We start from the raw sequence: 23,084 nt of genomic DNA, 5'->3' as shown, positions 1-23,084 counted from the left end.
GACGACGAGAGCGCGGCTCCTGCGACTGCAGGATTCCGCGCTCCGAGGTGGACTTCTGGTGGAGCCGCCTGTCGGAATCGAACCGACGACCTTCTCATTACGAGTGAGATGCTCTACCGACTGAGCTAAGGCGGCGCGATTCGGCGAGGATCGCCCGCCGAACCAAGTGTGAACTATACCGGGTGCCACCGCGCGAAGAAAAACCCGGGGCGCGTCCTCGGTACGCTGACCGCGCGGGAGCGGCGAGCACCTCGTCGCGGAGAGTGGAGGCCATGCAGATCGCGATCGTCGGAGCGGGTCACATCGGGCAGGCGCTCGCCCGTCTCGCGCGCAGCGCGGGGCACGAGGTGACGATCAGCAACTCACGAGGGCCTGAGACGCTCGCCGATCTCGCTCGCGAGCTGGACGTCGTCGCCACCGCGGCAGCGGACGGGGTGACGCACGCCGATCTGGCCGTCGTGACCGTCCCGTTCACGCGCATCGGCGACATCGATCCCGCGCCCTTCGTCGACCGGCTCCTCGTGGACACGAACAACTACTACCCGACCCGGGACGGTCGGATCGCCGAGCTCGACGAGCACCGCTCGACCACGAGCGAGATCGTCCAGCGGCACTTCGACGGCGCCCGCGTGGTCAAGGCGTTCAACGCGATCCTCGCGACCGACCTCGTCCCGCCGTTCGGCATGCCCGCCGCGCGGCGCGCACTTCCGGTCGCCGGTGACGACCCCGAGGCCGTCACCGTCGTGCGCGACCTCCACGCCGACTTCGGGCTCGACACCGTCGATGCCGGACCGCTGGCGGACAGCTGGCGGTTCGAGCGCGCCAAGCCCTCGTACTGCATCCCTCTCGACGAAGCCGACCTTCGAGCCGCGCTGGCGTCCGCCGAGCGAGACGTCGAGCTGCCGCACAACTCCTGGCACCGCACCGGGTCCGTATGATCAGCCGCGTGGACGCACCGACCCAGGCAGAGCTCGACGACATCCGCGCCAGCATCGACAACATCGACGCGGCGCTCGTTCACCTGCTGGCGGAGCGCTTCAAGTGCACCAAGCGGGTCGGCCGGCTGAAGGCCGAGCACGACCTGCCGCCCGCCGATCCCGCCCGCGAGGCGCGCCAGATCGAGCGGCTGCGCGAGAAGGCGCTCGAGGCCGACCTCGACCCCGCCTTCGCGGAGAAGTTCCTGAACTTCATCATCAGCGAGGTCATCCGGCACCACGAGGCCATCCGCGACTGAGCGCTGGCAGTGACGTTTGCGGGCTTGATCACGGCATTTCGCCCCGCGAACGTCACGCCCAGCGCTTCCGGGGGTCACTGCGGGCAGACGGTGCCGTCCTTCGGCACGGTGCCGTCGCCGAAGTAGGCGTCGACGGCCTCGCGGATGCAGGCGTTGCCCGAAGTGTAGGCCGTGTGGCCGTCGCCCTCGCGGGTGAGCAGGACACCGGACTCGAGCTGCTCGGCCATCGCCTCGGACCACTCGTACGGCGTGGCCGGGTCGCGCGTGGTGCCCACGACGAGGATCGGCGGGGCGCCCTCGGCGGTGACGTCGCCCTGCGGGTGCTGGCCCTTGATCGGCCAGTCGTGGCACGCCATGACGCCCCAGCCCAGCGAGGCGCCGAACACGGGCGACACCGCGCGGAACTTCGGGATGAGGTCCTGCGTCTGCGCGGCGTCAGGCGCGCCGTCGGAGTCGAGGCAGTTGACCGCGTAGATGACCTGACCGGAGTTGTTGTCGAACGAGCCGTCCTGGTTGCGCTCGAAGTACGTGTCGCTCAGCACCAGCATCACCGAGGGGTCGCCCTTGACGAGGCCGCGCAGCGCAGTGGTCAGGTACGGCCAGGACTCCTCGGAGTAGAGCGCCACCGCGATGCCGTAGAACGCGCGGCCCTCGGTGAGCTCGCGGCCACCGGGCGCCTCGAGCGGGGTGTCGCTGAGCTTGGCCATGAGCGCGTTGATCGTGTCCATCCCCTCCTGGACCGAGTCGCCCACGGGGCACTCGTCGCCGTCGATGCACGACGCGAGGTAGGCCTCGAGCGCCTGCTGGAAGCCGGTGGCCTGGCCGAGGCCCTGGCCCTCGGCGTCGAGCGTCACGTCGACGGCGCCGTCGAGCACCATCTTGTCGACCTTCTCAGGGAACAGGTCGGCGTACGTGGCGCCCAGCTGGGTGCCGTAGGAGAAGCCGAACCAGCGCATCTCGTCCTGGCCCAGGACGGCGCGGGCGATGTCGTGGTCGCGCGCGGCCTCCTCGGTGGAGACGTGCTCGGCGAGGGCGCCGGAGTTCTCGCGGCAGGCCGTGCCCATCTCCTGCACCGAGCGGGTCAGCGCGGCGACGCCGTCCGCGTCGTCGGGATCGGGGTCGGTGTCGATGAACGCGTCGAAGCGCTCGTCGGACAGGCACTCCAGGGGCGTGCTCTCGCCGACGCCGCGCGGGTCGATGCCGATCACGTCGTGCGTGCGGCGCAGGTCGTCGGGCAGCTCGCTCGCGAGGTAGCCGACGAAGCCGACCGCGGAGCCGCCCGGTCCGCCCGGGTTGACGAAGATCGCCTTCCCGCCCTTGCCCGTGGCGGGGACGCGGCGGACGGCCAGCTCGAGGGTCTCGCCGCCCGGATCCTCGTAGTCGACCGGCACCTCGATCGTGGTGCAGCGGTCGTCACGGCAGTCGCGCCACGTGACGTCCTGGTCGTAGAAGCGCTCGAGGCCGGCCGGGGCCGTCTCGCCCGTGGGCTCGGGGTCGGGCGCGGCCCGGTCGACGAGGAACAGCGCGCTGACGGCGCCGGCGACCAGCGCCACCACCAGCAGCGAGACCAGGGCGATGACGGTGACGCGCTTCATCCGAGGAACCTCGACATCATGTGCTCGAGCGCCAGCTGGGGCGCGGCGTTGGCCTGGAGCGCCTCGCGGCAGCCGACGATCGCGTCGATCGAGGCGAGCGTGCCCTCGGGCGTGGAGCGGGCGGCCATCGTGGCGATGTCGTCGGCGACGTCGGCGTTGATGGCGGCCGCCCCCGTGCCCAGCTGCTGCGCCAGCACGTCGCGCTGGAAGGACAGCAGGTCGAGCAGCACGCCGTCGATGGCATCGCGCGCCATGCGCTTGCGCCGACGCTCCTGCTCCTTGCCGAGCGAGGAGAGCGCACCGGCGTAGCCGGCCGGACGACGGCCCCGCTCCTCGACGCCCCAGGACTCCTGGAGGTTGCTCAGCTCGCGCGCGTCGAGCACGTCGCAGCGCTCCTTCGCGCGGGCGGTGGCCTCCTGGTCGATCCGCTGCGCGGCGCGCAGGCAGTCGCCGAGGCCGCGCAGGCCGACCGGCAGCGCGAGGATCTCGGCACGACGACGGCGCGCCTCGGGATCGCGGGCGAGGCCGCGGGCGCGGCCGATGTGGCCTTGGGCGGCGGCCGCGGCGCGCTGCGCGACGTCGAGCTCGATCCCGTCGCGCTCGTGCAGCAGCCGGGCGATGGCCGCGGCGGGCGGCGTGCGCAGCAGGACCGGCCGGCACCGCGAGCGGATCGTCATGATGACGTCCTCGACGGCCGGCGCGCACAGCAGCCAGACCGTGCCGGGCGCGGGCTCCTCGATCGACTTGAGCAGCGCGTTGGCGGCCTGGTCGGTGAGGCGGTCGGCGTCCTCCACGACGAGGATCTGGTAGCGCCCCATCGAGGGGTGCAGGGCCGAGCGGCGCACGGCATCGCGGGCCGCGTCGACGCCGATGCTGAGGCCGTCGGTGTTGATGACGGCGATGTCGGGGTGGCTGCCCGCCGCGGCGGTGACGCACGAGTGGCACGTCGTGCAGCCGCCCTGCTCGCACTGCAGCGCGGTGGCGAACGCGACGGCGGCGTTGGAGCGACCCGAGCCGGGCGGACCGGTGAACAGCCAGGCGTGGGTCATCTGCCCCGCCACGGCGGACCCGAGGGTGGCGACGACGTCGTCCTGTCCGACGAGCTCGTCCCAGACGGGAGCGGTCATGCCTGCGCTCCTCGCGCCTGGGGCAGCCACGGCAGGACGGCTGCGCGGACGTGCTCGTGGATCACCCCGGGCGCCTCGTCGGCGTCGAGGACGACGTAGTGATCGGGGTCGGCATCGGCGAGGTCGAGGAAGTGACGACGCACGCGGTCGTGGAACTCGATCGGCTCGCCCTCGATGCGGTCGGGCTCGCCCGCTCGGGCCAGGCCGACGCGCGGGTCGACGTCGAGCACCACGGTGAGGTGCGGGCGCAGGTCGGCGGTGGCCCAGCGGGCCAGCGGCTCGAGCTCGCCAACGTGGAGGGCCCGCCCGGCGCCCTGGTAGGCCAGCGTGGAGTCGACGTAGCGGTCCGTGATGACGACCGTGCCGTCGGCCAGCGCCGGCAGGATCATGGTGTCGACGTGCTCGGCCTTGTCGGCGGCGTAGATGAGCGCCTCGGTGCGCGGGGAGAGGTCGCCCGTGGCCGGGTCGAGCAGGATCGAGCGGAGCCGCGCCCCGACCTCGGTGCCGCCGGGCTCACGCGTGAGCAGCGCGGTGTGCCCCCGCGACTCGACCCACGACGCGAGCAGTCGTGACTGGGTGGACTTGCCCGAGCCCTCGCCGCCCTCGAACGCGACGAAGACGCCGACCTCGGTGACGAGGGGGTCGTCCGATGGCTGCATGGGGCGAGCCTAGTCGGCTCGCCCGACAGCGTGGCGCACGGCCGAGCGCGCCTGTGGACGACGCCGGCTACGCGACGGGATCGCGGTCGCGGCCGAGCAGGAAGTCGTGCGCGAAGCCGGCGATCGCGGCGCCGACCACCGGCGCGAGGATGAACACCCACACCTGCGCCAACGCGTCGCCGCCGGCGTACCAGGCGACGCCGAGCGAGCGCGCCGGGTTCACCGAGGTGTTCGACACCGGGATGCTGATGAGGTGGATCAGGGTCAGCGCCAGACCGATCGACAGGCCCGCGAAGCCCACCGCCGCGCGCTTCGCGGTGGTGCCGAGGATGACGAAGAGGAACACCGCCGTCAGCACGACCTCGATGAGCGCCACCGACGCGAGGCTGTAGCCCATCGGCGAGCGGTCGCCGTAGCCGTTGGTGGCGAAGCCGGTCTCGACCGGGTCGAAGCCGCCCTCGATCCCCCGCGCGATGATCAGCAGGACGGCCCCGGCCAGCGTGGCGCCGACGACCTGCGCCGCGACGTAGCCGGGCAGGTCGCGCCACGCGAATCGCTTGGCGACCGCGAGGCCCACCGAGACCGCGGGGTTGAAGTGGCCGCCCGACACCGGGCCGAACGCGTACGCGCCCGTGAGCACGGTGAGGCCGAAGGCGAAGGCGACGCCCAGCCAGCCCACCCCGACCGCCATCTGCGCGTCGACGGGGATGGCGGTCGCGGCGAAGATCGCCGTGCCGCAGCCGCCGAAGACCAGCCAGAACGTGCCGAGCGCCTCGGCGCCCAGCCGTTGGGCCATCGTGTACTGAGGTGCCTCGGTCATGAGTGCTCCGTCCCACTGCGAAGGGTTCCTACACCGTAGGGCACGAACGCGGTCGTGGGCGAGACCTCCGCGGGGGTGGACTCAGGACTTCTCGGCGGTCGACTTCTTCGTCGTGGCCTTCTTCGCGGTGGTCTTCTTCGCGGTGGTCTTCTTGGCCGCCGTCTTCTTGGTGGCCGTCTTCTTGGTGGCCTTCTTCGCCGTCTTCTTGGCGCCCTTCTTCGCGGGCCCCTTCGCGCGGCGCTCGGCGAGCAGCTCGACGGCACGCTCGTGCGTCAGCGTCGCGATGTCGTCGTCCTTGCGCAGCGTGGCGTTGTACTCGCCGTCGGTGACGTAGGCGCCGAAGCGGCCGTCCTTCGCCACGATCGGCTTGCCGCTGGTGGGGTCCTCGCCGAGCTCCTTCAGCGGAGCCGCGGCAGCACGACGACCGTAGGTCTTGGGCTGGGAGTAGATCGCCCGCGCCTGCTCCTCGGTGATCGTCAGCAGCTGCTCCTCGGACTCCAGCGAGCGCGAGTCGGTGCCCTTCTTCAGGTACGGCCCGTAGCGGCCGTTCTGCGCCGTGATCTCGGTGCCGTCGACGTCGGTGCCGACGACACGCGGCAGCGTCAGCAGGCGCACCGCGTCCTCGAGGCCGATCGAGTCGAGGTCCATCGACTTGAACAGGCTGGCCGTGCGGGGCTTGGCGCCCTTCTTGGCGTCCTCGGGCAGCGACTCGGTGACGTAGGGGCCGTAGCGGCCGTTCTTCGCGACGATCTCGAGACCGGTCTCGGGGTGGGTGCCGAGCACCTTCTCCATGCCGGCGGGCGTGGCGAGGAGCTCCTTGGCCTTCTCGAGCGTGAGCTCGTCGGGCGGCAGGTCCTCGGGCACGTTGGCGCGGGTGGGCTGCTCGCCGCCGTCCTTGGCCGGCACCATCGGCGGGCCCTCGACGTAGGGGCCGTAGCGACCGACGCGCACGGCGATGCCCTCGCCGAGCTCGAAGGTGGCCAGGCCACGGGCGTCGATCTCGGGCAGGTTGTCGACGAGGCGCTTGAGGCCGGTGTCGGTCTCCCCCTCGCCCGACCAGAAGCCCTCGAGGACGGCGACGCGGTTCTCGCGGCCGTGCGAGATCTCGTCGAGGACGCCCTCGAGCTCGGCGGTGAACTCGTACTGCACGAGGCGCGGGAAGTGCTGCTCCATCAGGCGGATCACGCTGAACGCGACCCAGGCCGGCACGAGCGCCGTGCCCTTCTTGTAGACGTAGCCGCGGTTCTGGATCGTGTTGACGATCGAGGCGTAGGTGGAGGGGCGGCCGATCTCGCGGTCCTCCAGCTCCTTGATGAGCGAGGCCTCGGTGTAGCGCGCCGGCGGCTTGGTCTGGTGGCCGGCGGCGGCCAGCTCGACCGCGGTGACGACGTCGCCCTCGGAGAGGTTCGGCAGCTTGGTCTGCTGGTCGTCGCCCTCGGCGTCGGGGTCCTCGGTGGACTCGACGTACGCCTTGAGGAAGCCGTGGAACGTGATGGTGCGGCCCGAGGCGCCGAACTCGACGTCCTGGCCGCCCTCGGTGGCCGCGCCGATGCGGATCGAGACCGAGTTGCCCTTCGCGTCGGCCATCTGCGAGGCGATCGTGCGCTTCCAGATCAGCTCGTAGAGCTTGAGCTCGTCACCGGACAGGCCGGTCTGCTTCGGGGTGCGGAACGTCTCGCCGGCGGGGCGGATCGCCTCGTGCGCCTCCTGGGCGTTCTTGACCTTGGAGCTGTAGACGCGTGGCTTGTCGGGCAGGTAGTCGGCGCCGTAGAGCTCCTTGACCTGCGAGCGCGCCGCGGTGAGCGCGGTCTGCGACAGCGTGACCGAGTCGGTGCGCATGTAGGTGATGTAGCCGCCCTCGTACAGCTTCTGGGCGATCGACATCGTGCGCTGGGCGCCGAAGCCGTGCTTGCGCGAGCCCTCCTGCTGCAGCGTGGTGGTGCGGAACGGTGCGTAGGGACGGCGCGTGTACGGCTTGGACTCGACCGAGCGCACGGTGAACTCGCGGCCCTCGAGCGCGGTGGACAGTGCCTGCGCGGCCGGCTCGTCGAGGTGGACGACGTTGCCCTTGAGCGCGCCCGAGCTGTCGAAGTTCGAGCCCGAGGCGACGCGCTTGCCGTCGACCGTGGCGAGCTTCGCCGGGAAGCGCGAGGGCTCGAGATCGCAGCCGAACGTGGCCTCGAGGTCCCAGTAGGACGCGGTGCGGAAGGCCATCCGCTCGCGCTCGCGCTCGACGACCAGGCGGGTGGCCACCGACTGCACGCGGCCGGCGGACAGGCCGCTCATGACCTTCTTCCACAGGACCGGGCTGATCTCGTAGCCGTAGAGGCGGTCGAGGATGCGGCGGGTCTCCTGCGCGTCGACGAGGTCCTGGTCGATGTCGCGGGGGTTGGCGATCGCGCGCTGGATCGCCTCCTTGGTGATCTCGTTGAAGGCGATGCGCTTGACCGGGACCTTGGGCTTCAGCTCGTCGAAGAGGTGCCACGCGATGGCCTCGCCCTCGCGGTCCTCATCGGTCGCGAGCACGAGCTCGTCGGCCTCCTTGAGCAGCTTCTTCAGCTCGGCGATCTGCTTCTTCTTCTCGGCCGGGACGACGTAGACCGGCTCGAACCGGTTGTCGATGTCGACGCCGAGTCGCGCCCACGACTCCCCCTTGTACTTCGCGGGGATCTGGTCGGCGCCCTGCGGCAGGTCGCGGATGTGGCCCACCGAGGAGGAGACGACGTAGCCGTCGCCGAGGTACGCCGCGATGCTGCGCACCTTGTTGGGCGACTCGACGATCACCAGTGATGTCACGTTGGGTTCCTCCGAGGGGGCCTGTTGGGGAGAGAGGCCGATGGAGGCCCACCGTAGCGCCTCCTGTCAACCATTTTTCTCACAGGTGCCAGCCGTGGAAGAATCCGGCGAGTGGAGAAGGTGACCTACGGACAGGTGCTCCGGTCACCCGGAACCGTACCCCTGTACATCGCGGCGTTCCTCGCCCGAATCCCCATGATGGCGGTCCCGCTCGTGCTCACGCTGCTGGTCGTCGAGGGGCTCGGAGCCTCCTACGGCGAGGCCGGGATCGTGGCCGCCGTGGAGACCATCGGGGCGGGTCTCGGCGCGCCCTGGCGCGGCCGGATGATCGACGGCCTCGGCGTGCGGCGCGCGCTGATCCCCTCGATCGCCGTCCTCTTCATCGTCTACCCGCTCGCCGCCACCGCGAACTACCTCTGGCTGCTGCCGCTGGCGTTCGTCATGGGCCTGTTCATCGCGCCCGTGCACTCGATCGTGCGGGTGTCGCTGGCCGCGAACCTGCCGTCGAGCCACCACCGCAGCGCCTTCGCGCTCGACTCGGTCATCGCGGAGGCCTCCTTCATCATCGGCCCGGCCGCCGCGGGCGTGCTCGTCGTGGCGGCCTCGCCGGAGATCGCGCTGCTCGCGGTGGGCTTCACGGTCGCGCTCGGACTGCTCATCCTGTGGTGGCTCGATCCGCCCACGCGCAGCGAGGGCCAGCCGCCGGCCGCCCGGACCCGCGGCTTCGACTGGGTCACGCGCGACCTGATGTTCCTCTTCCTCGTGTCGGGCGGGGCGATGGTGGCCCTGATGTCGACCGACCTCGGGATCATCGCCGTGCTGCGCGAGCTGGACGCGGTCGGGCTCGTCGGCGTCGTGTACCTCGGCTGGGGCCTGTCGTCGCTCGTCGGCGGCCTCATCTACGGAGCACGCCCCGCGTCGATCCGGCCCACATACCTGCTGCTCGCGATGGGCCTGCTGACGATCCCCGTCGGCATCGCGCACGCGCCGTGGACGCTCGCGCTCGCTGCGATCCCGGCCGGCCTGCTGTGCGCGCCGATCATGACCGCGTGCAGCGAGTACATCGCCAAGCTCACCGACGAGTCCCGTCGCGGCGAGGCGATGGGCTGGCAGGCCACGGCGTTCACGGTCGGCGGCGCCGCGGGCGCTCCGGTCATCGGCGCCGCGATCGACCAGTGGGGCGCTGCCGCCGGCTTCGCGGCCGGAGGCGGGATCGCCGTGGCCATCGCGCTCGTGTCGCTGGGCGGCCAGCGTCGGCCCGTGCGAGTGGGGGCCGGGAGCTAGACGAGGAAGCCGTCGGCCACGAGCTCGCGCACCGCGGTCTCGTAGGTCCGGCGCACCTCGGCGGCGTCCTGCTCGAGCAGCTGGGCGATCGCGTCGAGCAGCTGACCCGCCGTCAGGTCGCCGTCGCTGGCCGAGACGAGTCCGGCCTCGATCGTGTCGAGCTGGCGCGTGGGGCGCAGGCCGCCCATCCGAACGACCCGGATGATGGCGGGGTCGGGCGCGCCCGCCGGACCCGCCGTCTCCTGGACGACGTCGTCGCCCACCCGCCACGCGCGGTCGAGCACGTCGCCAGCGTCGAGGGCGTCCGCGCGGTCGGCCCAGGCGGCGAACTCGGTGCTCACCGGCTGCGCCACGGGGCCGGTCCACTCCTCGATCCGCACCTGCGGCGTGGCGCGGCCGGCCTTGCGGAGGGTGATCCAGCCGAAGCCCATGGCCTCGATGCGCTGCTCGGCGAACCACGAGAGCCAGCGGTCGTAGCGCTCCAGGTGACCGGGCGCGTGCCGGAGTCCGGCGTCGGCGAGCCACATCTCGGCGTACTCGGGCAGGTCGACCCGCTCGCGCTGCACGACCCACGCGTCCATCCCGGTGGGCGCGATCCACGACGCGAGCCGCTCCTGCCAGGGGACGCCGTCCTCGTGGATCCACGCGGCGAGCACCTGGCACCAGCCGTCCTCGTTGAGGTGGTCGGGCGCATGCGTGACGATGCGGCGCACGACGTCGTCGCCGGGGAAGCCGGTCTCGCGGTAGACGAGGCGGTGGCCCTCGGGCGGCGAGACGACGAACGGCGGGTTGGTGGAGATGAGGTCGAACCGCTCCCCCGCGACGGGCTCGAAGAGGCTGCCCTCGCGGACGTCGAGGTCGACGCCGTTGATCGCGGCGGTGAGCCGGGTGAGGTCGGTGGCGCGCCGGTTGACGTCGGTGGCGACGACGTCGCGTGAGTGGGTGGCGAGGTGCAGGGCCTGCACGCCGCAGCCGGTGCCGAGGTCGAGCGCGCGTCCCACCGGCGGCCGCACCGTGAGCTGCGCCAGCGAGGACGAGGCCTCGCTGATGCCCAGCACGTAGGAGGGGTCACGCGGGTTCTCGCGTCCGTCGAGGCCCGGGGTCAGGTCGCACACGACCCACCAGTCGTGGAGCTCGTCGCCGTAGGGACGCAGGTCGAGCAGCGCCCGCGCCTCGTCGCCGTCGGCCTCGACCAGGCCCACCGCGAGCGCGGTCTCCCACGCGTCGCCGAAGGCCGCCTCGGCACTCGTGCGGGGCACGGACGCCTGCAGCTGGAAGAGCCTGATGAGCGTCGAGAGGGCCGACCCGTCGGCCGTGGCCCGCAGCCCGGGCACCGTCTCGTTGCGGGCCAGGGCGCGCCACGCCGCGTCGCCGAGGACTCCGTGCACGGCGTCGACGGTGAAGCCGTCGATCGCCTCCCGGAGCCTGCCGACGTCGGGGGTCGCCACGGTCAGGAGACCAGCTCGTCGATCGAGGTGTGCAGGCCGAAGACCTTGTCGAGGCCGGTGATGGCGAAGATGCGCAGGAGACGCTCGCTGGTGCAGATGATGTCGAGGGAGCCGTTCTCGGCCCGCACGCGCTTCAGCGCCCCGACGAGCACGCCGAGGCCCGTCGAGTCGAGGAAGGCGACGTTCTCGATGTCGATCACCAGGCGGATGTGTCCGTCGTCGATCGCGCCGACGACGACTTCACGTAGGCGCGGCGCGGTGTAGACATCGATCTCCCCCGCGACCTCGACCACGTGGAACGGGGGTGACTCCCGTTCGGTGAGCGTGAGGTCCATGTCCGAATTCAATCATCCGGGGGCACGTCTTCCCACCTGAACGCACGCACGGGCCAGTCAGGGTGGTGGGGGACACTTCCCCCATGCCCCTGCACCCCGTTCTCGCGCGTCATGCCGAGCGACTCGTGCACGTGCAGCACCACCCCGCCGTCGAGCCCGTGGTGGAGCCGTGGCCCGAGTGGATCGACCCCGAGGTCCGCGACCTCTTCGCGGCCGAGGGCGCCGACGTGCTGTGGGGGCACCAGGCCGAGGCGCTCGCGGCGCTGCGCGACCGGCGGCACGTCGTCGTGGCGACCGGCACCGCCTCGGGCAAGTCGCTCGTCTACCAAGCGGCCGCGCTGCAGGCGCTCCGCGAGGGACGCGGCGGTTCCGGCCTCTCCGGCGCCCGACGGCCGTCGGTCCTCTACCTCGCGCCGACGAAGGCACTCGCCGCCGACCAGCTGCGGCGGCTGCCCACCGGCGTGCCCGGCCTGCGCCCGGCCACGGTCGACGGCGACAACAGCCGCGAGGAGCGCGCGTGGGCCCGCGACCACGCCAACTGGGTGCTGGCGAACCCCGACATCCTGCACCGCACGATCCTTCCGCAGCACGACCGATGGGCGCGCCTGCTGGCCGGGCTGCGCGTGGTCGTGATCGACGAGTGCCACCACTACCGCGGCGTCTTCGGCGCCCACGTGGCGCTGATCCTGCGCCGGCTGCGGCGGATCTGCGCGCACTACGGGGCCGACCCGCTCTTCGTCCTCTCGTCGGCGACGGTCGCCGAGCCCGCCGCGTCGGCCGAGCGGCTGATCGGGGCGCCGGTCACGGCCGTCACCGAGGACGCCTCGCCCCACGCCGCCCGCACCGTGGCGTTCTGGCAGCCCCCGCTGCAGGCCGCGCGCGACGGCGTGGAGGTGCGTCGCTCGGCGGGCTCCGAGGCGTCCGACCTGCTCACGGACTTCGTCGTGGGCGGCACCCGCACGCTCGTCTTCGTCCGCTCGCGGCGCGGCGCCGAGCAGCTGGCCATGACCACCTCGCGGGCGCTGGCCGAGGTCGATCCCGAGCTGGCCGGGCGCGTGGCCACCTACCGCGGCGGCTACCTGCCCGAGGAGCGACGCGAGCTGGAGGCCCGGCTCCGCTCCGGCGACCTGCTCGGCCTGGCCAGCACCAACGCGCTCGAGCTGGGCATCGACATCTCGGGCCTCGACGCCGTGGTCACGGTGGGCTTCCCCGGCACCCGCGCCGCCCTGTGGCAGCAGTGGGGGCGCGCGGGACGCGCCGGGGTCGACAGCGTGGGGGTGATGATCGCGCGCGACGACCCGCTCGACTCCTTCCTCGTGCACCATCCCGAGGCCGTGCTGGGCGCGCCGGTCGAGGCCACGGTGTTCGACCCGGAGAACCCCTACGTGCTGGGCCCGCACCTCGCGGCCGCGGCCCAGGAGCTGCCGCTCACCGAGGCCGACTTCGGCCCGTTCGGCCCCCGCGCGGCGGAGGGCGTCGCCGCGCTCGAGGCCGCCGGGATGCTCCGCCGGCGCGCGGCGGGCTGGTTCTGGACCAGCCGCGAGCGCGCGGCCGACCTCGCCGACATCCGCTCCGCCGGGGGCCACCCCGTGCAGATCGTCGAGGGCACCACGGGACGCCTCGTCGGCACGGTGGACGCCGGCTCCGCCGACGCCGAGGTCCACGAGGGCGCGATCTACGTGCACCGCGGCGAGGACCACCTCGTCGAGTCCTACGACCCCGAGCACGGGGCGGCGGTGGTCCGCCGGGCCGACGTGCACCACACCACCAGCGCGCGCTCGGCCACGGCGGTCACCGTGGTCGAGGAGCGCCGCCGCGTCGCCTGGGGCCCGGCCACGGTCGCCTTCGGCGACGTCGAGGTGGCCAGCCAGGTGATCGGCTACCAGATCCGCGACCGCAGCACCGGCCGCGTGATCGGGGAGGAGCCGCTCGACCTGCCCGAGCGCACGCTGCCCACCGCGGCCGTGTGGTGGACCCTCGACACCGACGTCGCCACCGGCCTCATGGACCCCGAGGCGCTGCCCGGTGCCGCGCACGCCGCGGAGCATGCCGCGATCGGCATCCTGCCGCTGCTGGCGACGTGCGACCGGTGGGACATCGGCGGCCTGTCGACCGCGCTGCACCCCGACACCGGGAAGCTCACGGTGTTCGTCCACGACGGCCATCGCGGGGGCGCCGGGTTCGCCGAGCGAGGGTACGAGCAGATGGCGCAGTGGCTGCGGATGACGCGCCACACGATCGCCGAGTGCACGTGCCGCGACGGGTGCCCGTCGTGCGTCGTCTCGCCCAAGTGCGGCAACGGAAACCACCCGCTCGACAAGGCCGGGGCCGTGCTCCTGCTCGACGCCGTGCTGGCGTCCGCACCGGCCTGATCGGGCCGTTTCGCCCGGAGTTCCGGGCGTCCTCGATTGGCCAATCTTGGACGTCGGTGCGAGGGTTGAAAGGTTTGCACCAACAGACCTGAAAGAAACCTGAGGTGATTTCTCCGATGGCCATCGGCATCGACCGACCCACCGACGACGTGTTCGAGCCCGAGCTGGAGCCACGCCCAGAAGGGAGACTCGACAAGGTCGTCTTCGGGGTCGCGGCCGCTCTGGCCCTCGTGGTCGTCCTGTGGGGAATCCTCGACCAGGTCTCCCTCGGCGAGCGCGCCTCGGACGCCCAGTCGTGGGTGATCGAGTACACCGGCTGGCTGTTCGTCATGGCCACCACCGGCTTCGTCGTCTTCGCCATCTGGGTGGCCGCCAGCCGCTACGGCAAGATCCCGCTCGGCCGTGACGGCGAGAAGCCGGAGTTCCGCACCGCCTCGTGGATCGCGATGATGTTCAGCGCGGGCATGGGCATCGGCCTGATGTTCTGGGGCGTCGCGGAGCCGCTGACGTTCTACCTCGCTCCGCCGCCGGAGACCGCCGAGGCCGGCACCGACGCCGCCATGCAGGTGGCCATGGGCCAGACCCTGTTCCACTGGACGCTGCACCCGTGGGCCGTCTACGCGGTCGTCGGCCTGGCGATCGGCTACGGCACGTTCCGCCTGGGTCGCCCGCAGCTGATCTCGGCCGCGTTCACGAAGCTGCTCGGCCGCAAGCAGACCGAGGGCCCCATCGGCAAGGTCATCGACATCATGGCCATCTTCGCGACGCTCTTCGGCTCGGCCGCGTCGCTGGGCCTGGGCGCCCTGCAGATCGCCGCCGGCATCGAGCACAACGGCTGGGTCGAGTCGGTGGGCGAGACGCTCGTCGTCGCGATCATCGTGGTCCTGACGATCCTGTTCATCCTCTCGGCGGTCTCGGGTGTCGCCAAGGGCATCCAGTGGCTGTCGAACATCAACATGGTGCTGGCCCTCGTGCTGGCCGCCTTCGTCTTCCTCGCCGGCCCGACGCTGATGATGCTGAACCTCATCCCGACGTCGATGGCCGACTACGTCGCGTTCCTGCCCGAGATGGCCGGCCGCACCAACGCCAACGGTGGCGAGGTCGCCGACTGGCTCGGCGCGTGGACGATCTTCTACTGGGCCTGGTGGGTCTCGTGGACGCCGTTCGTGGGCATGTTCATCGCGCGCATCAGCCGTGGCCGCACGATCCGCCAGTTCGTCACCGGCGTGCTGCTGGTGCCGAGCATGGTCAGCCTGATCTGGTTCGCGATCTTCGGCGGCGCCGGCATCAGCGAGGCCGACGCGATCTCGGGTGGCGAGTCCTCGGTGGACTCGAACTACGCGCTGTTCGACCTGCTGCAGCAGTACCCGATCCCCGCGATCACGACCGTGCTCGTCATGCTGCTCGTCGGCATCTTCTTCGTGTCGGGCGCCGACGCGGCCTCGCTCGTCATGGGCACCCTGTCGCAGCGTGGCTCGATCCACCCCGCGACCTGGACGGTCGTCTTCTGGGGCGGCCTGACCGGTGCCGTCGCGGCGATCATGCTGCTCATCGCCGACCCGGGCGACCCGGTGGCCCTGCAGGGACTGCAGGCGCTGACGATCGTCGCCGCGCTGCCGTTCCTGCTGGTGATGATCGCGCTGTGCGTGTCGCTCTACCGCGACCTGCGCTCGGACCCGATCATCGTCCGCGAGGACCTGGGCCAGAGCCTGGTCGAGGACGCGGTGCTGGCCGGCGTCGACCGCCACGGCGAGGACTTCGCCCTCGTGGTGGAGGAGGCCCCGTCCGACGGCCCGTCGGATCCCGTCGTCGACGGCGACGACCCGATCATCGACAAGTCCGTCAAGAGCTGAACCCGTCCGCCCCCGCCGCCTCACTCGAGGTACCAGGCGGGGGCGGCCCGGGCCCGCTGGTCGGCGGCCCACCGGCCGATCGACCAGCGCGGGCCCACCACGCGCGCCGTGACCGTGGCGACGTCGGCGTCCATCCGGCAGTCCTGCAGGCGCGCACCGTTGTCGCCGGCCACCTGACGCGCCTCGCCACAGGGATCCTGCCCCTCCACGCTGGCCCGCGAGGCCGCCAGGGCCGCGAGATCGGCGGCCGCAGCCGCCCGCTCGCGCAGCGACACCGCCAGCGCGACCTGCAGGCAGACGAACGCCACGAGGCCCAGCAGCGCGACGACCGCCGCGGCCTGCACCGTGGCCGATCCCCGCTCCGCTCTCCTCATTCGACGACCGCCACCGAGCGACTGGAGAGGTCGAGGTGCACGCGCGGCACGAGTGGCAACCGCGCCCGGTAGCGCACGGTGACCCCGGCGCGGTCGCCGTCGCGGCTCACCCGCATCCTCGCGCCCGGCACGGCCTCGCGCACCGCCGCACGCGCGTCCGCCGTCGACTGCCCCCGCGCCAGCAGGCGAGCGGCCTCGCGCGACGCGTCGGCGACGCGCATCTGGGCAACGCCGAGCGACACCACCCAGACCAGCACGCACGCCACCAGCACGACGAACGGCAGGACCACGACCGTCTCGGCGGTGACCATCCCCCGCTCGCCGCGCCTCACCACTGCCACCGGAACAGGTCGGGCAGCGTGGTCGAGAACGCCCGCGCGACGAGGTCGGTGGCGAACTCGAGGACCCACCGGCCCATCGCGGAGCCGGGACCGCCGAGGATCGCCCCGGCGACCGTGACGGCCGCGACGCCGCCGACGGCATGTTCGGCGGTGACCTGGCCGTGCTCGGCTCGACTCAGCTTCTTCATGCAGTGCCTCCTCGGGCGGGGCCGCGGCACCCGGCTCCCCGGGTGCCGCGGCGGGACGGTCAGAACGGCAGCAGGTCGGGGATCCGGCCGAGCACGTCCCGGACGAGGTCGCCGAACCAGTCGGACTGGCCGATCTTCACCAGGACGCCGCCGATGGTGCAGGCGCCGAGCGTGCCCACGGCGTACTCGGAGGTGCTCATGCCGAGCTCGTCGGCACGATCGGCGACACGGCGCAGGGTGGCGATCAACTTCATGGGTGTCCTTCCAACGGATGATGTGACACCCGAAGATGGCGATCCGGGGCCCCGATCTGCGGACCCTCCGGAAGCCTGTGGAGATCTCTCGGCGCCACGCGTCGGGCTGGGGACGAGTCACGGCCGGACCGACCCCACGACCGCGATCACCGTGGGAGCGACGCCCACCAGCACGAACGCCGGCAGCAGGCACAGCCCCATCGGCACGGTCGTTCGGACGCCGACGCGCCCGACCATCTCGCGCCGCTGCGCGCGGTCGGCCCGGCGCAGGTCGTCGGCGGTGTCGCGGATCAGCGGGACGATCGCGGCTCCCGAGGTCTCGGCCCGCGCGAACGCGCGGCCCACGGGTTCGAGGACGTCGCCGTCGAGCGACCTCCACGCCGTCGCCGGGTCGGCGGCGAGGCGCACGCGGAGGGCGACCGCCTGGAGCTCTGGCCCGATGGGCTCGGGTGCCTGCGCCGCGACCGCGAGCACCGCCTCGTGCGGCGAGCGCCCGGCCTCGAGGACCGCGGCGACGAGGTCGAGCGCGAGCGGCGCACCGCGCACCAGCTGGACCCGCCGGCGGGCGTCGCGCGACGACTCCCACCGGCCGGCCTGCCGGTGGACGAACGGCGCGGCCGCCGCACCCACGACGAGACCGACGGCCCCGAAGACCAGCCAGCCCGCCACCGGCGCGCAGGCTGCGACGAGCAGTGCTCGATCCACGCGCCGGGCTGCTGGCGCCCGTCTCAGCCGTCCGTGACGTCGCCGGGCGTGCCCCGGAACCGCCACGAGGACGGCCGCGGCCACGAGCAGGCCCGCGATCATCCGCCGGCCTCGAGCCGGTCGGCGATCCCCTCGATCCACAGCACGCCCGCCGCGGCGAAGGCGACACCCAATGCGACGCACGCGGCGCCGGGGACGGTGGTGAGGACGACGTGCAGCGGGTCGACCCCGAGGCCCGTCCCGAGGCCGAGTCCGAGGGGTGGCATCGCGATCACGAGCAGCGCGGTGGCACGGGCGGGCGCGACGCCCGCGGCCAGCTCGCGCTCGAGCTCGCGGTCCTCCCGCGCGGCCTCGCGGACCCGCTCGAGGGTGTCGACGAGCGCCACTCCGGACGACTGCGAGACGGCCCAGGCCTGGCCCACTCCCCTCAGCGCCTCGGCGCCCGGACGGCGTCCCAGCTCGAGCAGCGCCGTGGCCACGTCACCACCGGTGGCCGCGGCGGTCGCGGCGACGCGAAGCACGGGCGCCTCGAGCTCCAGCCGCTGGAGTGCGGTGGTCGGCGGCACCCCGCTGCGGAGCTCGCCGACGAGTCCGTCGATGACCACCTGGCACTCGTCGCGGACCGCGAGCCGGCGCCTGCGCTCGCGGGCCCGGCCCCAGCGGACGCCGGCGGCGACCGCGATGCCCGCCACGGTCCAGGCGAGGATCGTCGGTGCGGCGGGCAGGACGACCAGGGTGGCGCTCGACGCGAGCACGGCCACCGGGACGAGCTGGCGGCGCCCCGGCCGCCGCCACGTGACCGGGCGGATCCGCACCCGGACCCAGCCCCACGGCGGTCGCCAGACGAGCACCGCGGCCACGCCCAGCAGGGCGGCCGCCTCCCTCACGGCTCGACGACCCGGCCGCGACGGATCTCCAGCCGAGGCCGCACGACGAGTCGGCCCGACGCGTCGGCCGCGACGTCGGCCAACGCCGCGACCTCGCGCACCCCGTCGGCGTGACGCACGACGTGCACGACCGCATCGAGCCCCGCCGCGACCTGGGCGTGGACCGCGTCGCGGGTGAGCCCCGCGGCAATGCCGAGCGCCTCCATCCGGGCCGGGACGTCGTCCGGCGCGTTGGCGTGCACGGTGCCGCAGCCGCCCTCGTGTCCGGTGTTGAGGGCCGCCAGCAGGTCGACCACCTCGGCACCGCGGACCTCGCCCACCACGATCCGGTCCGGACGCATCCGCAGGGCCTGACGCACGAGGTCGCGCAGTCCCACCGCTCCGGCGCCCTCCACGTTGGGTGGGCGCGCGACGAGACCGACGACGTGCGGGTGCCGGGGCCGCAGCTCGTCGGAGTCCTCGACGACGACGATCCGCTCGGCCTCCGGCACGAGGTGCAGCAGCGCGGCGAGGACCGTGGTCTTGCCCGAGCCGGTGCCGCCGGTGACGAGGAAGCTGCGCCGGGACGCGACGAGATCACGCAGGGCGGCGCCCATCTCCGGTGCGACGGAACCGCCGGCCTCCAGCTCGGTCAGGGTCATCGCCCGTTGCGGCGGCACCCGCAGGGAGATCGCGGTGCCGGTGCGGGCGACCGGCGAGAGCACCGCGTGCAGCCGGGTGCCGTCGGCGAGGCGGCCGTCGACCCACGGCGACGCGTCGTCGAGCCGTCGCCCCGCGGTGGCCGCGAGGCGCTGCGCCAGGCGGCGCACGGTGGCCTCGTCGGCGAACCCGACCTCGGGCCGGGGCGCGAGACCGTCGCCTGCGTCGACGTAGACGCCCTCGGCGCCGTTGACCAGGACGTCGGTGACGCCGGGCAGGTCGAGCAGCGGCTGAAGGACCCCGGCGCCCAGCACCTCGCTGCGCAGCTGCTCGACGATCGCCAGCACCGTGGTGGTGCCCCACAGCTGCTCCTCGGCGCGCAGCGCCTCGGCGACCGAGTGCGGCGTGGGCTCGGAGCCCGAGGCGGCCAGCCGCCGCCGGACCCGCTCGACGACCTCGGCCCGGACGGCCGTCACCGCAGGCCCACCGTGTCGAGGACCCGCCGCGCAGCCCCGACCACCGACCGCGCGCGCAACGGCCCGAGGCCGTGCTCGAGGTCGGCCGCCAGGCGTCGCGAGGTGCCGAGATCGGCCAGGACCGGCAGTCCGAGCTCGCGCCCGACGGCGGCGGCCGGCATCCCCGACGGCGCCGACCGCGTGACGAGCGCGACCGAGCCGGACCAGGAGCCCAGCCGCTCGACGAGCGCCCGCGCCGCGACCACCCCGCGGAGCCGCCGCGGCACGACGACCACCGTGAGGACCGAGCGCGAGGCGAGCTCGCGGCCGAGATCGTCCAGGTGGCGCGGCACGTCGGCCACGACCACGTCGAAGCCGCGCATCGCCGCGCCGATCACCGGGGCGCTGCCGTGCACCGGACGTCCGGCCCGGCCGAAGGACACCAGCGCGATCCCCCGGTGCACGGGCAGGCTCTCCACCAGCTCGGCCGCGCCGACGTGCCCGACGGCCCCGTCGAGATCGTTCCAACGGGAGCCGTCGACGGCCTCGGCACCCGTGACGAGGTCGAGTCCCCCGCCCAGCGGATCACCGTCGACGAGGACGGGAGAGAGGTCGCGCCGCGCGGCGAGCCCGGCCGTGGCGGCCGCGAGCGTGGAGGCGCCCACGCCTCCGCACGCGCCGACGATCGTGATGGCGCAGGCCTCGCCCGAGCCGTCGAGGGCCCGCACGAGCGCCCCGACGATCGCGGCGTCCTCGTCGGCGCACAGCACGTCGCGCGCCCCGAGGTCGAGCGCCGAGCGCCAGGCCTCGCGCGGGTCGGGCGCCACCACGACCACCTCGTCGCGCCGTGGCAGGTCGATCGCCAGCAGGGCGTCGAGGCTGCGGGAGTCGACCAGCACCGACGACGCCGAGCGCCACGCGCGGCGCACCCGGTCGACATCGGCGATGGTCTCGGGCTCGTGACCCGCGGCCGCGCACCAGCGCCGCGCGCTCTCGGCGAACGACGCGTCGCGGGTGACCACCAGGGGTGCTGCGGAGGGCGGGCGTGGGTCCATGCCCCCACCCTCGCGAGGCCCGGGACGCACCGGGAGAGGTCGCGCCGAGCCTGTGGACGGAGCGCCGGGTGTGACGCAGGCGTGTGGACGAATCTCCCCGACTGTCGGTGCGGACCGCCTACGCTGGAGGACATGGCGACCCCCGCGGGACGGCCCGCCGCCTTCTTCGACCTCGACAAGACGATCATCGCGAGGTCCAGCACGCTTGCCTTCAGCAAGTCCCTCTTCGCCGAGGGCCTGCTCAGCCGCCGCGCCGTCCTGCGCAGCGCCTACGCGCAGCTCGTCTTCAGCACGGGCGGCGCCGACCACGACATGCTCGAGAAGATGCGCGACGAGATCAGCGCCATGGTCACCGGCTGGGACGCCGTCACCGTGCGCCAGATCGTGCGCGAGGCCCTGCACGACGTCATCGAGCCGCTCGTCTACTCCGAGGCCCTCGACCTCATCGAGGAGCACCGCGCGTCGGGCCACGACGTCATCATCGTGTCGGCCTCCGGCACCGAGATGGTCGAGCCGATCGCCGAGATGCTCGGCGCCACGCACGCGATCGCCACGCGCCTGGAGGAGGTCGACGGCCGCTACTCCGGCCGCGTCCTGCACTACTCCTACGGCCCGAACAAGGTCACCGCGATGCGCGAGCTGGCCGAGGCCGAGGGCTACGACCTGGAGCGCAGCTTCGGCTACTCCGACTCCGAGACCGACATCCCCATGCTCGAGGCGGTGGGCCATCCGTTCGCGGTCAACCCCGACAAGGGACTGCGCCGCCGGGCCACCGAGGAGGGCTGGCCGATCCTCACGTTCGAGCGGCCCACGGCGCTGCGCGCGCGGCTCCTGCCGGAGTCCACCACGGGCAAGGCGATGGCCCTTGGCGGCATCGCGGCGTCGGCCTCGCTGCTGGCCCTCGGGATCACCGCGGCCGTGCGGCGTCGCACCTCGCGACCGGCCTGACAACGCCGTTCACCCTTGTGGTTCCAGTCCGCGTGAGGCACGCTGGAGCCAGAACTCCAGAGCAGTCCGCACCCCGGTACCCACGCGGCGATCTCCCGTCCCACAGGGCAATCGCAGACGGGACAACCGCCGTCTCACGACGCCGGACCCGAGGCGATGATTGACGAAGGCACGCTTGGTAGCTGAAGGTGCGGACTTCCACGACGGCGTCGGGCCCGCCCCGACGCCGTCGTCCTGTGCCGAGGCCGAACGGCTCAGCGCGAGGACAGCGGAGACGCCTCGGCGCCCCGCGTGAACGCCTCGGCGGCGTACAGCAGCCAGCGGTGGACGCCGGTCTCCTCGGTCCCGTAGGCCTCGAGCGCGGCGAAGTAGTCGGGCGCGGCGGCGACGTGGCCGGCCTCGGGCACGGTGACCGAGGCGGGGTCGACGCCGCGCGCCAGCAGCACGAGCCGCTCGGCCGCGCGCCCCACCACGCCGTTGTGCGAGACGAAGGCGCCCGCGGAGGCGATCTCGGCGTGCACGAGTGCCGCCACGACCATCGCCGGCGCCTCGGTCCTGGCGCCCAGCAGCTTCGCCAGCTGTGTCAGCCGGGCGGTTCCGGCCGGGTTCACGGGACGGCCGAGGTCGTCGTCGGGGACCGAGCCCGCCGCGGCCAGCGCGTGCATCCGCGCCATCGCCTGCACCGGCGAGCGCTGCCACGTGGGCAGCAGGCCGAGCAGCTCGGTGGACAGCCGGACGGCCGCCCGAGCGGTGGCGTCGCCGCCGCCCGAGGAGAGCTCGTCGAGGTCGATCTCGGAGCCCTCGAGCGTGGCCGTGGCCCAGGCGCCGATCAGCAGCGAGCGCGCGGTGTCGTCGGGCGTGCTGCGGCGCAGGCCGCGGTCGCGCAGGACGGCGTCCATCCCGTCGCGGGCGGCGCGGAACGCCGACGGAACGCCCTCGAGGGACGCGGCTGCGATGAACGGATCGGACACGCAGGCAGCGTACCCAGCGCACCTCCGGGGCCACGGGCTGACCGGCGGTAGCCTCGGAGCGTGGACGTCATCCCCGCCGCGCGCGCCGCCAAGTGGATGGTGGGCGACCGCCTCGCCACGGTGCTGCACCTCGGCGACGGCGGACTGGCGTACGAGCTGGCCGAGCAGGGCCACGACGTCACGGTCATCGGCGACGACGTCGAGCAGGTCCGCAATCCCGACCTCTCCTACATCCGCTCCGGCGGCGACCGGCTGCCGCTGCGGTCGAACAGCTTCGACGTCGTCATCACGCCGTTCCTCGAGGAGTCGCCTGCCGCGCTGGCCGAGTACGCGCGCGTCCTGGTGCCCGGCGGACTGCTGTCCAGCATGAGCCGCCGCCGCTACGACGACTCGATCCCGTGGATGCGCCGCCTGCGCACCATCACGGGCGACCGCGACGCCCCCGAGCCGGCCGTCGACACCTTCTCCGCCTCCGGCCTGTTCGGCCCGCCCGAGGTCGAGGTCTTCAACGCCTGGGAGGAGCTCGACCTGCCGCACCTGCTGCGCTTCGCCGAGCAGACCCGGCGCCCCTCCGTGCCCGAGTCCGCGCTCGGCGCCGTGCACGACCTGTGGCGCGAGTACGCCTCCGGCGCCGCGAAGCTCCGGCTGCGGCACGAGACCCGGTGCGTCCGCGCCGTCGTCGACAAGTCCGCGCTCGCCGGCGAGCCCGATCCGCCGGACGCGATCCTGCTCTCGCTGGACTGA

The 23,084-nt window shown here is 73.2% G+C and carries 23 protein-coding genes and 1 tRNA gene; 7 read left to right on the top strand and 17 right to left on the bottom strand.

All coding sequences use genetic code 11. The annotated features are described in order from the left end of the window. Positions 1-59: 59 nt before the first annotated feature. Positions 60-135 (bottom strand) — tRNA-Thr (locus ACK99Q_RS05285). Between the two features lie 47 nt (positions 136-182). Here ACK99Q_RS05285 and ACK99Q_RS05280 point away from each other — a divergent pair. Together ACK99Q_RS05280 and ACK99Q_RS05275 are read left to right on the top strand one after the other, a co-directional pair. Continuing rightward, on the top strand, positions 183-938 hold the full coding sequence (locus ACK99Q_RS05280; protein ID WP_410185165.1) for an NADPH-dependent F420 reductase: 756 nt from the start codon (positions 183-185) through the stop codon (positions 936-938). Then, complete coding sequence (locus ACK99Q_RS05275; protein WP_410185164.1) at positions 935-1,234, top strand: chorismate mutase; 300 nt, start codon at positions 935-937, stop codon at positions 1,232-1,234. Before ACK99Q_RS05280 ends, ACK99Q_RS05275 begins: the two co-directional genes overlap by 4 nt. Positions 1,235-1,308: 74 nt before the next feature. Here the strand turns inward: ACK99Q_RS05275 and ACK99Q_RS05270 are convergent, their stop codons facing one another. From ACK99Q_RS05270 to topA, 5 genes are all read right to left on the bottom strand, one after another. Continuing rightward, on the bottom strand, positions 1,309-2,829 hold the full coding sequence (locus tag ACK99Q_RS05270) for an alpha/beta hydrolase (RefSeq protein WP_410185163.1): 1,521 nt from the start codon (positions 2,827-2,829) through the stop codon (positions 1,309-1,311). Then, entirely contained in the window at positions 2,826-3,956 is a 1,131-nt protein-coding gene (locus ACK99Q_RS05265; protein ID WP_410185162.1) for a DNA polymerase III subunit delta', read from the bottom strand. The genes ACK99Q_RS05270 and ACK99Q_RS05265 overlap by 4 nt, the downstream gene beginning before the upstream one ends. Further along, positions 3,953-4,615 (bottom strand): dTMP kinase, encoded by a 663-nt coding sequence (gene tmk / locus ACK99Q_RS05260; RefSeq protein ID WP_410185161.1) that lies wholly within the window; start codon positions 4,613-4,615, stop codon positions 3,953-3,955. Before tmk ends, ACK99Q_RS05265 begins: the two co-directional genes overlap by 4 nt. A gap of 67 nt (positions 4,616-4,682) precedes the next feature. Next, entirely contained in the window at positions 4,683-5,435 is a 753-nt protein-coding gene (gene aqpZ, locus ACK99Q_RS05255) for an aquaporin Z (protein WP_410185160.1), read from the bottom strand. Positions 5,436-5,516: 81 nt separating this feature from the next. Further along, entirely contained in the window at positions 5,517-8,231 is a 2,715-nt protein-coding gene (topA, locus tag ACK99Q_RS05250) for a type I DNA topoisomerase (RefSeq protein ID WP_410185159.1), read from the bottom strand. Between the two features lie 111 nt (positions 8,232-8,342). Between topA and ACK99Q_RS05245 the strand changes: the two genes are divergently transcribed. After that, entirely contained in the window at positions 8,343-9,515 is a 1,173-nt protein-coding gene (locus ACK99Q_RS05245; RefSeq protein WP_410185158.1) for an MFS transporter, read from the top strand. Here the strand turns inward: ACK99Q_RS05245 and ACK99Q_RS05240 are convergent. Both ACK99Q_RS05240 and ACK99Q_RS05235 read right to left on the bottom strand, forming a co-directional pair. Further along, positions 9,512-10,963: a methyltransferase gene (locus tag ACK99Q_RS05240; protein ID WP_410185157.1), complete on the bottom strand. Its 1,452-nt coding sequence runs from the start codon at positions 10,961-10,963 to the stop codon at positions 9,512-9,514. The two genes, ACK99Q_RS05245 and ACK99Q_RS05240, sit on opposite strands and share 4 nt — an antisense overlap. A gap of 2 nt (positions 10,964-10,965) precedes the next feature. Continuing rightward, complete coding sequence (locus ACK99Q_RS05235) at positions 10,966-11,298, bottom strand: STAS domain-containing protein (protein WP_410185156.1); 333 nt, start codon at positions 11,296-11,298, stop codon at positions 10,966-10,968. An 83-nt stretch (positions 11,299-11,381) separates the two neighbouring features. Between ACK99Q_RS05235 and ACK99Q_RS05230 the strand changes: the two genes are divergently transcribed. Continuing rightward, positions 11,382-13,670, top strand: a complete 2,289-nt coding sequence (locus tag ACK99Q_RS05230; RefSeq protein ID WP_410185155.1) for a DEAD/DEAH box helicase — start codon at positions 11,382-11,384, stop codon at positions 13,668-13,670. Positions 13,671-13,786: 116 nt separating this feature from the next. After that, complete coding sequence (locus tag ACK99Q_RS05225) at positions 13,787-15,523, top strand: BCCT family transporter (RefSeq protein WP_410185154.1); 1,737 nt, start codon at positions 13,787-13,789, stop codon at positions 15,521-15,523. A 20-nt stretch (positions 15,524-15,543) separates the two neighbouring features. Here ACK99Q_RS05225 and ACK99Q_RS05220 read toward each other — a convergent pair whose 3' ends face one another. From ACK99Q_RS05220 to ssd, 8 genes are all read right to left on the bottom strand, one after another. Next, entirely contained in the window at positions 15,544-15,897 is a 354-nt protein-coding gene (locus tag ACK99Q_RS05220) for an Rv3654c family TadE-like protein (protein WP_410185153.1), read from the bottom strand. Next, positions 15,894-16,229: a TadE family type IV pilus minor pilin gene (locus ACK99Q_RS05215; RefSeq protein WP_410185152.1), complete on the bottom strand. Its 336-nt coding sequence runs from the start codon at positions 16,227-16,229 to the stop codon at positions 15,894-15,896. The genes ACK99Q_RS05220 and ACK99Q_RS05215 overlap by 4 nt, the downstream gene beginning before the upstream one ends. Next, positions 16,226-16,426 carry a hypothetical protein gene (locus ACK99Q_RS05210; protein ID WP_410185151.1) on the bottom strand — a complete coding sequence of 67 codons (201 nt, stop codon included), beginning with the start codon at positions 16,424-16,426 and terminating at the stop codon, positions 16,226-16,228. Before ACK99Q_RS05210 ends, ACK99Q_RS05215 begins: the two co-directional genes overlap by 4 nt. Positions 16,427-16,485: 59 nt before the next feature. After that, a complete protein-coding gene (locus tag ACK99Q_RS05205) occupies positions 16,486-16,680 on the bottom strand; it encodes a DUF4244 domain-containing protein (protein WP_410185150.1) in 195 nt (64 codons plus the stop codon). 117 nt (positions 16,681-16,797) lie between these two features. Continuing rightward, positions 16,798-17,385 carry a type II secretion system F family protein gene (locus ACK99Q_RS05200; protein WP_410185149.1) on the bottom strand — a complete coding sequence of 196 codons (588 nt, stop codon included), beginning with the start codon at positions 17,383-17,385 and terminating at the stop codon, positions 16,798-16,800. 98 nt (positions 17,386-17,483) lie between these two features. Next, the gene (locus ACK99Q_RS05195) at positions 17,484-18,272 is read right to left on the bottom strand and encodes a type II secretion system F family protein (protein ID WP_410185148.1); all 789 of its coding nucleotides are present in this window, start codon (positions 18,270-18,272) and stop codon (positions 17,484-17,486) included. Then, complete coding sequence (locus ACK99Q_RS05190; protein WP_410185147.1) at positions 18,269-19,387, bottom strand: TadA family conjugal transfer-associated ATPase; 1,119 nt, start codon at positions 19,385-19,387, stop codon at positions 18,269-18,271. The genes ACK99Q_RS05195 and ACK99Q_RS05190 overlap by 4 nt, the downstream gene beginning before the upstream one ends. Then, positions 19,384-20,421, bottom strand: a complete 1,038-nt coding sequence (gene ssd / locus ACK99Q_RS05185; RefSeq protein ID WP_410185146.1) for a septum site-determining protein Ssd — start codon at positions 20,419-20,421, stop codon at positions 19,384-19,386. Before ssd ends, ACK99Q_RS05190 begins: the two co-directional genes overlap by 4 nt. Positions 20,422-20,553: 132 nt before the next feature. Between ssd and ACK99Q_RS05180 the strand changes: the two genes are divergently transcribed. Beyond that, complete coding sequence (locus ACK99Q_RS05180) at positions 20,554-21,369, top strand: HAD family hydrolase (RefSeq protein ID WP_410185145.1); 816 nt, start codon at positions 20,554-20,556, stop codon at positions 21,367-21,369. A 254-nt stretch (positions 21,370-21,623) separates the two neighbouring features. On the opposite strand, the gene ACK99Q_RS05175 is transcribed toward ACK99Q_RS05180, so the two are convergent. After that, a complete protein-coding gene (locus ACK99Q_RS05175; protein ID WP_410185144.1) occupies positions 21,624-22,340 on the bottom strand; it encodes an oxidoreductase in 717 nt (238 codons plus the stop codon). 60 nt (positions 22,341-22,400) lie between these two features. Between ACK99Q_RS05175 and ACK99Q_RS05170 the strand changes: the two genes are divergently transcribed. Then, on the top strand, positions 22,401-23,084 hold the full coding sequence (locus ACK99Q_RS05170) for a methyltransferase domain-containing protein (protein WP_410185143.1): 684 nt from the start codon (positions 22,401-22,403) through the stop codon (positions 23,082-23,084).

It is taken from the genome of Aeromicrobium sp. MLTX1, from assembly GCF_046452335.1.
In the GTDB taxonomy this organism is placed as follows: Bacteria; Actinomycetota; Actinomycetes; order Propionibacteriales; family Nocardioidaceae; genus Aeromicrobium.
Note: the sequence above shows the minus strand (reverse complement) of the source record. Positions and strands in the feature narration are given on the sequence as shown.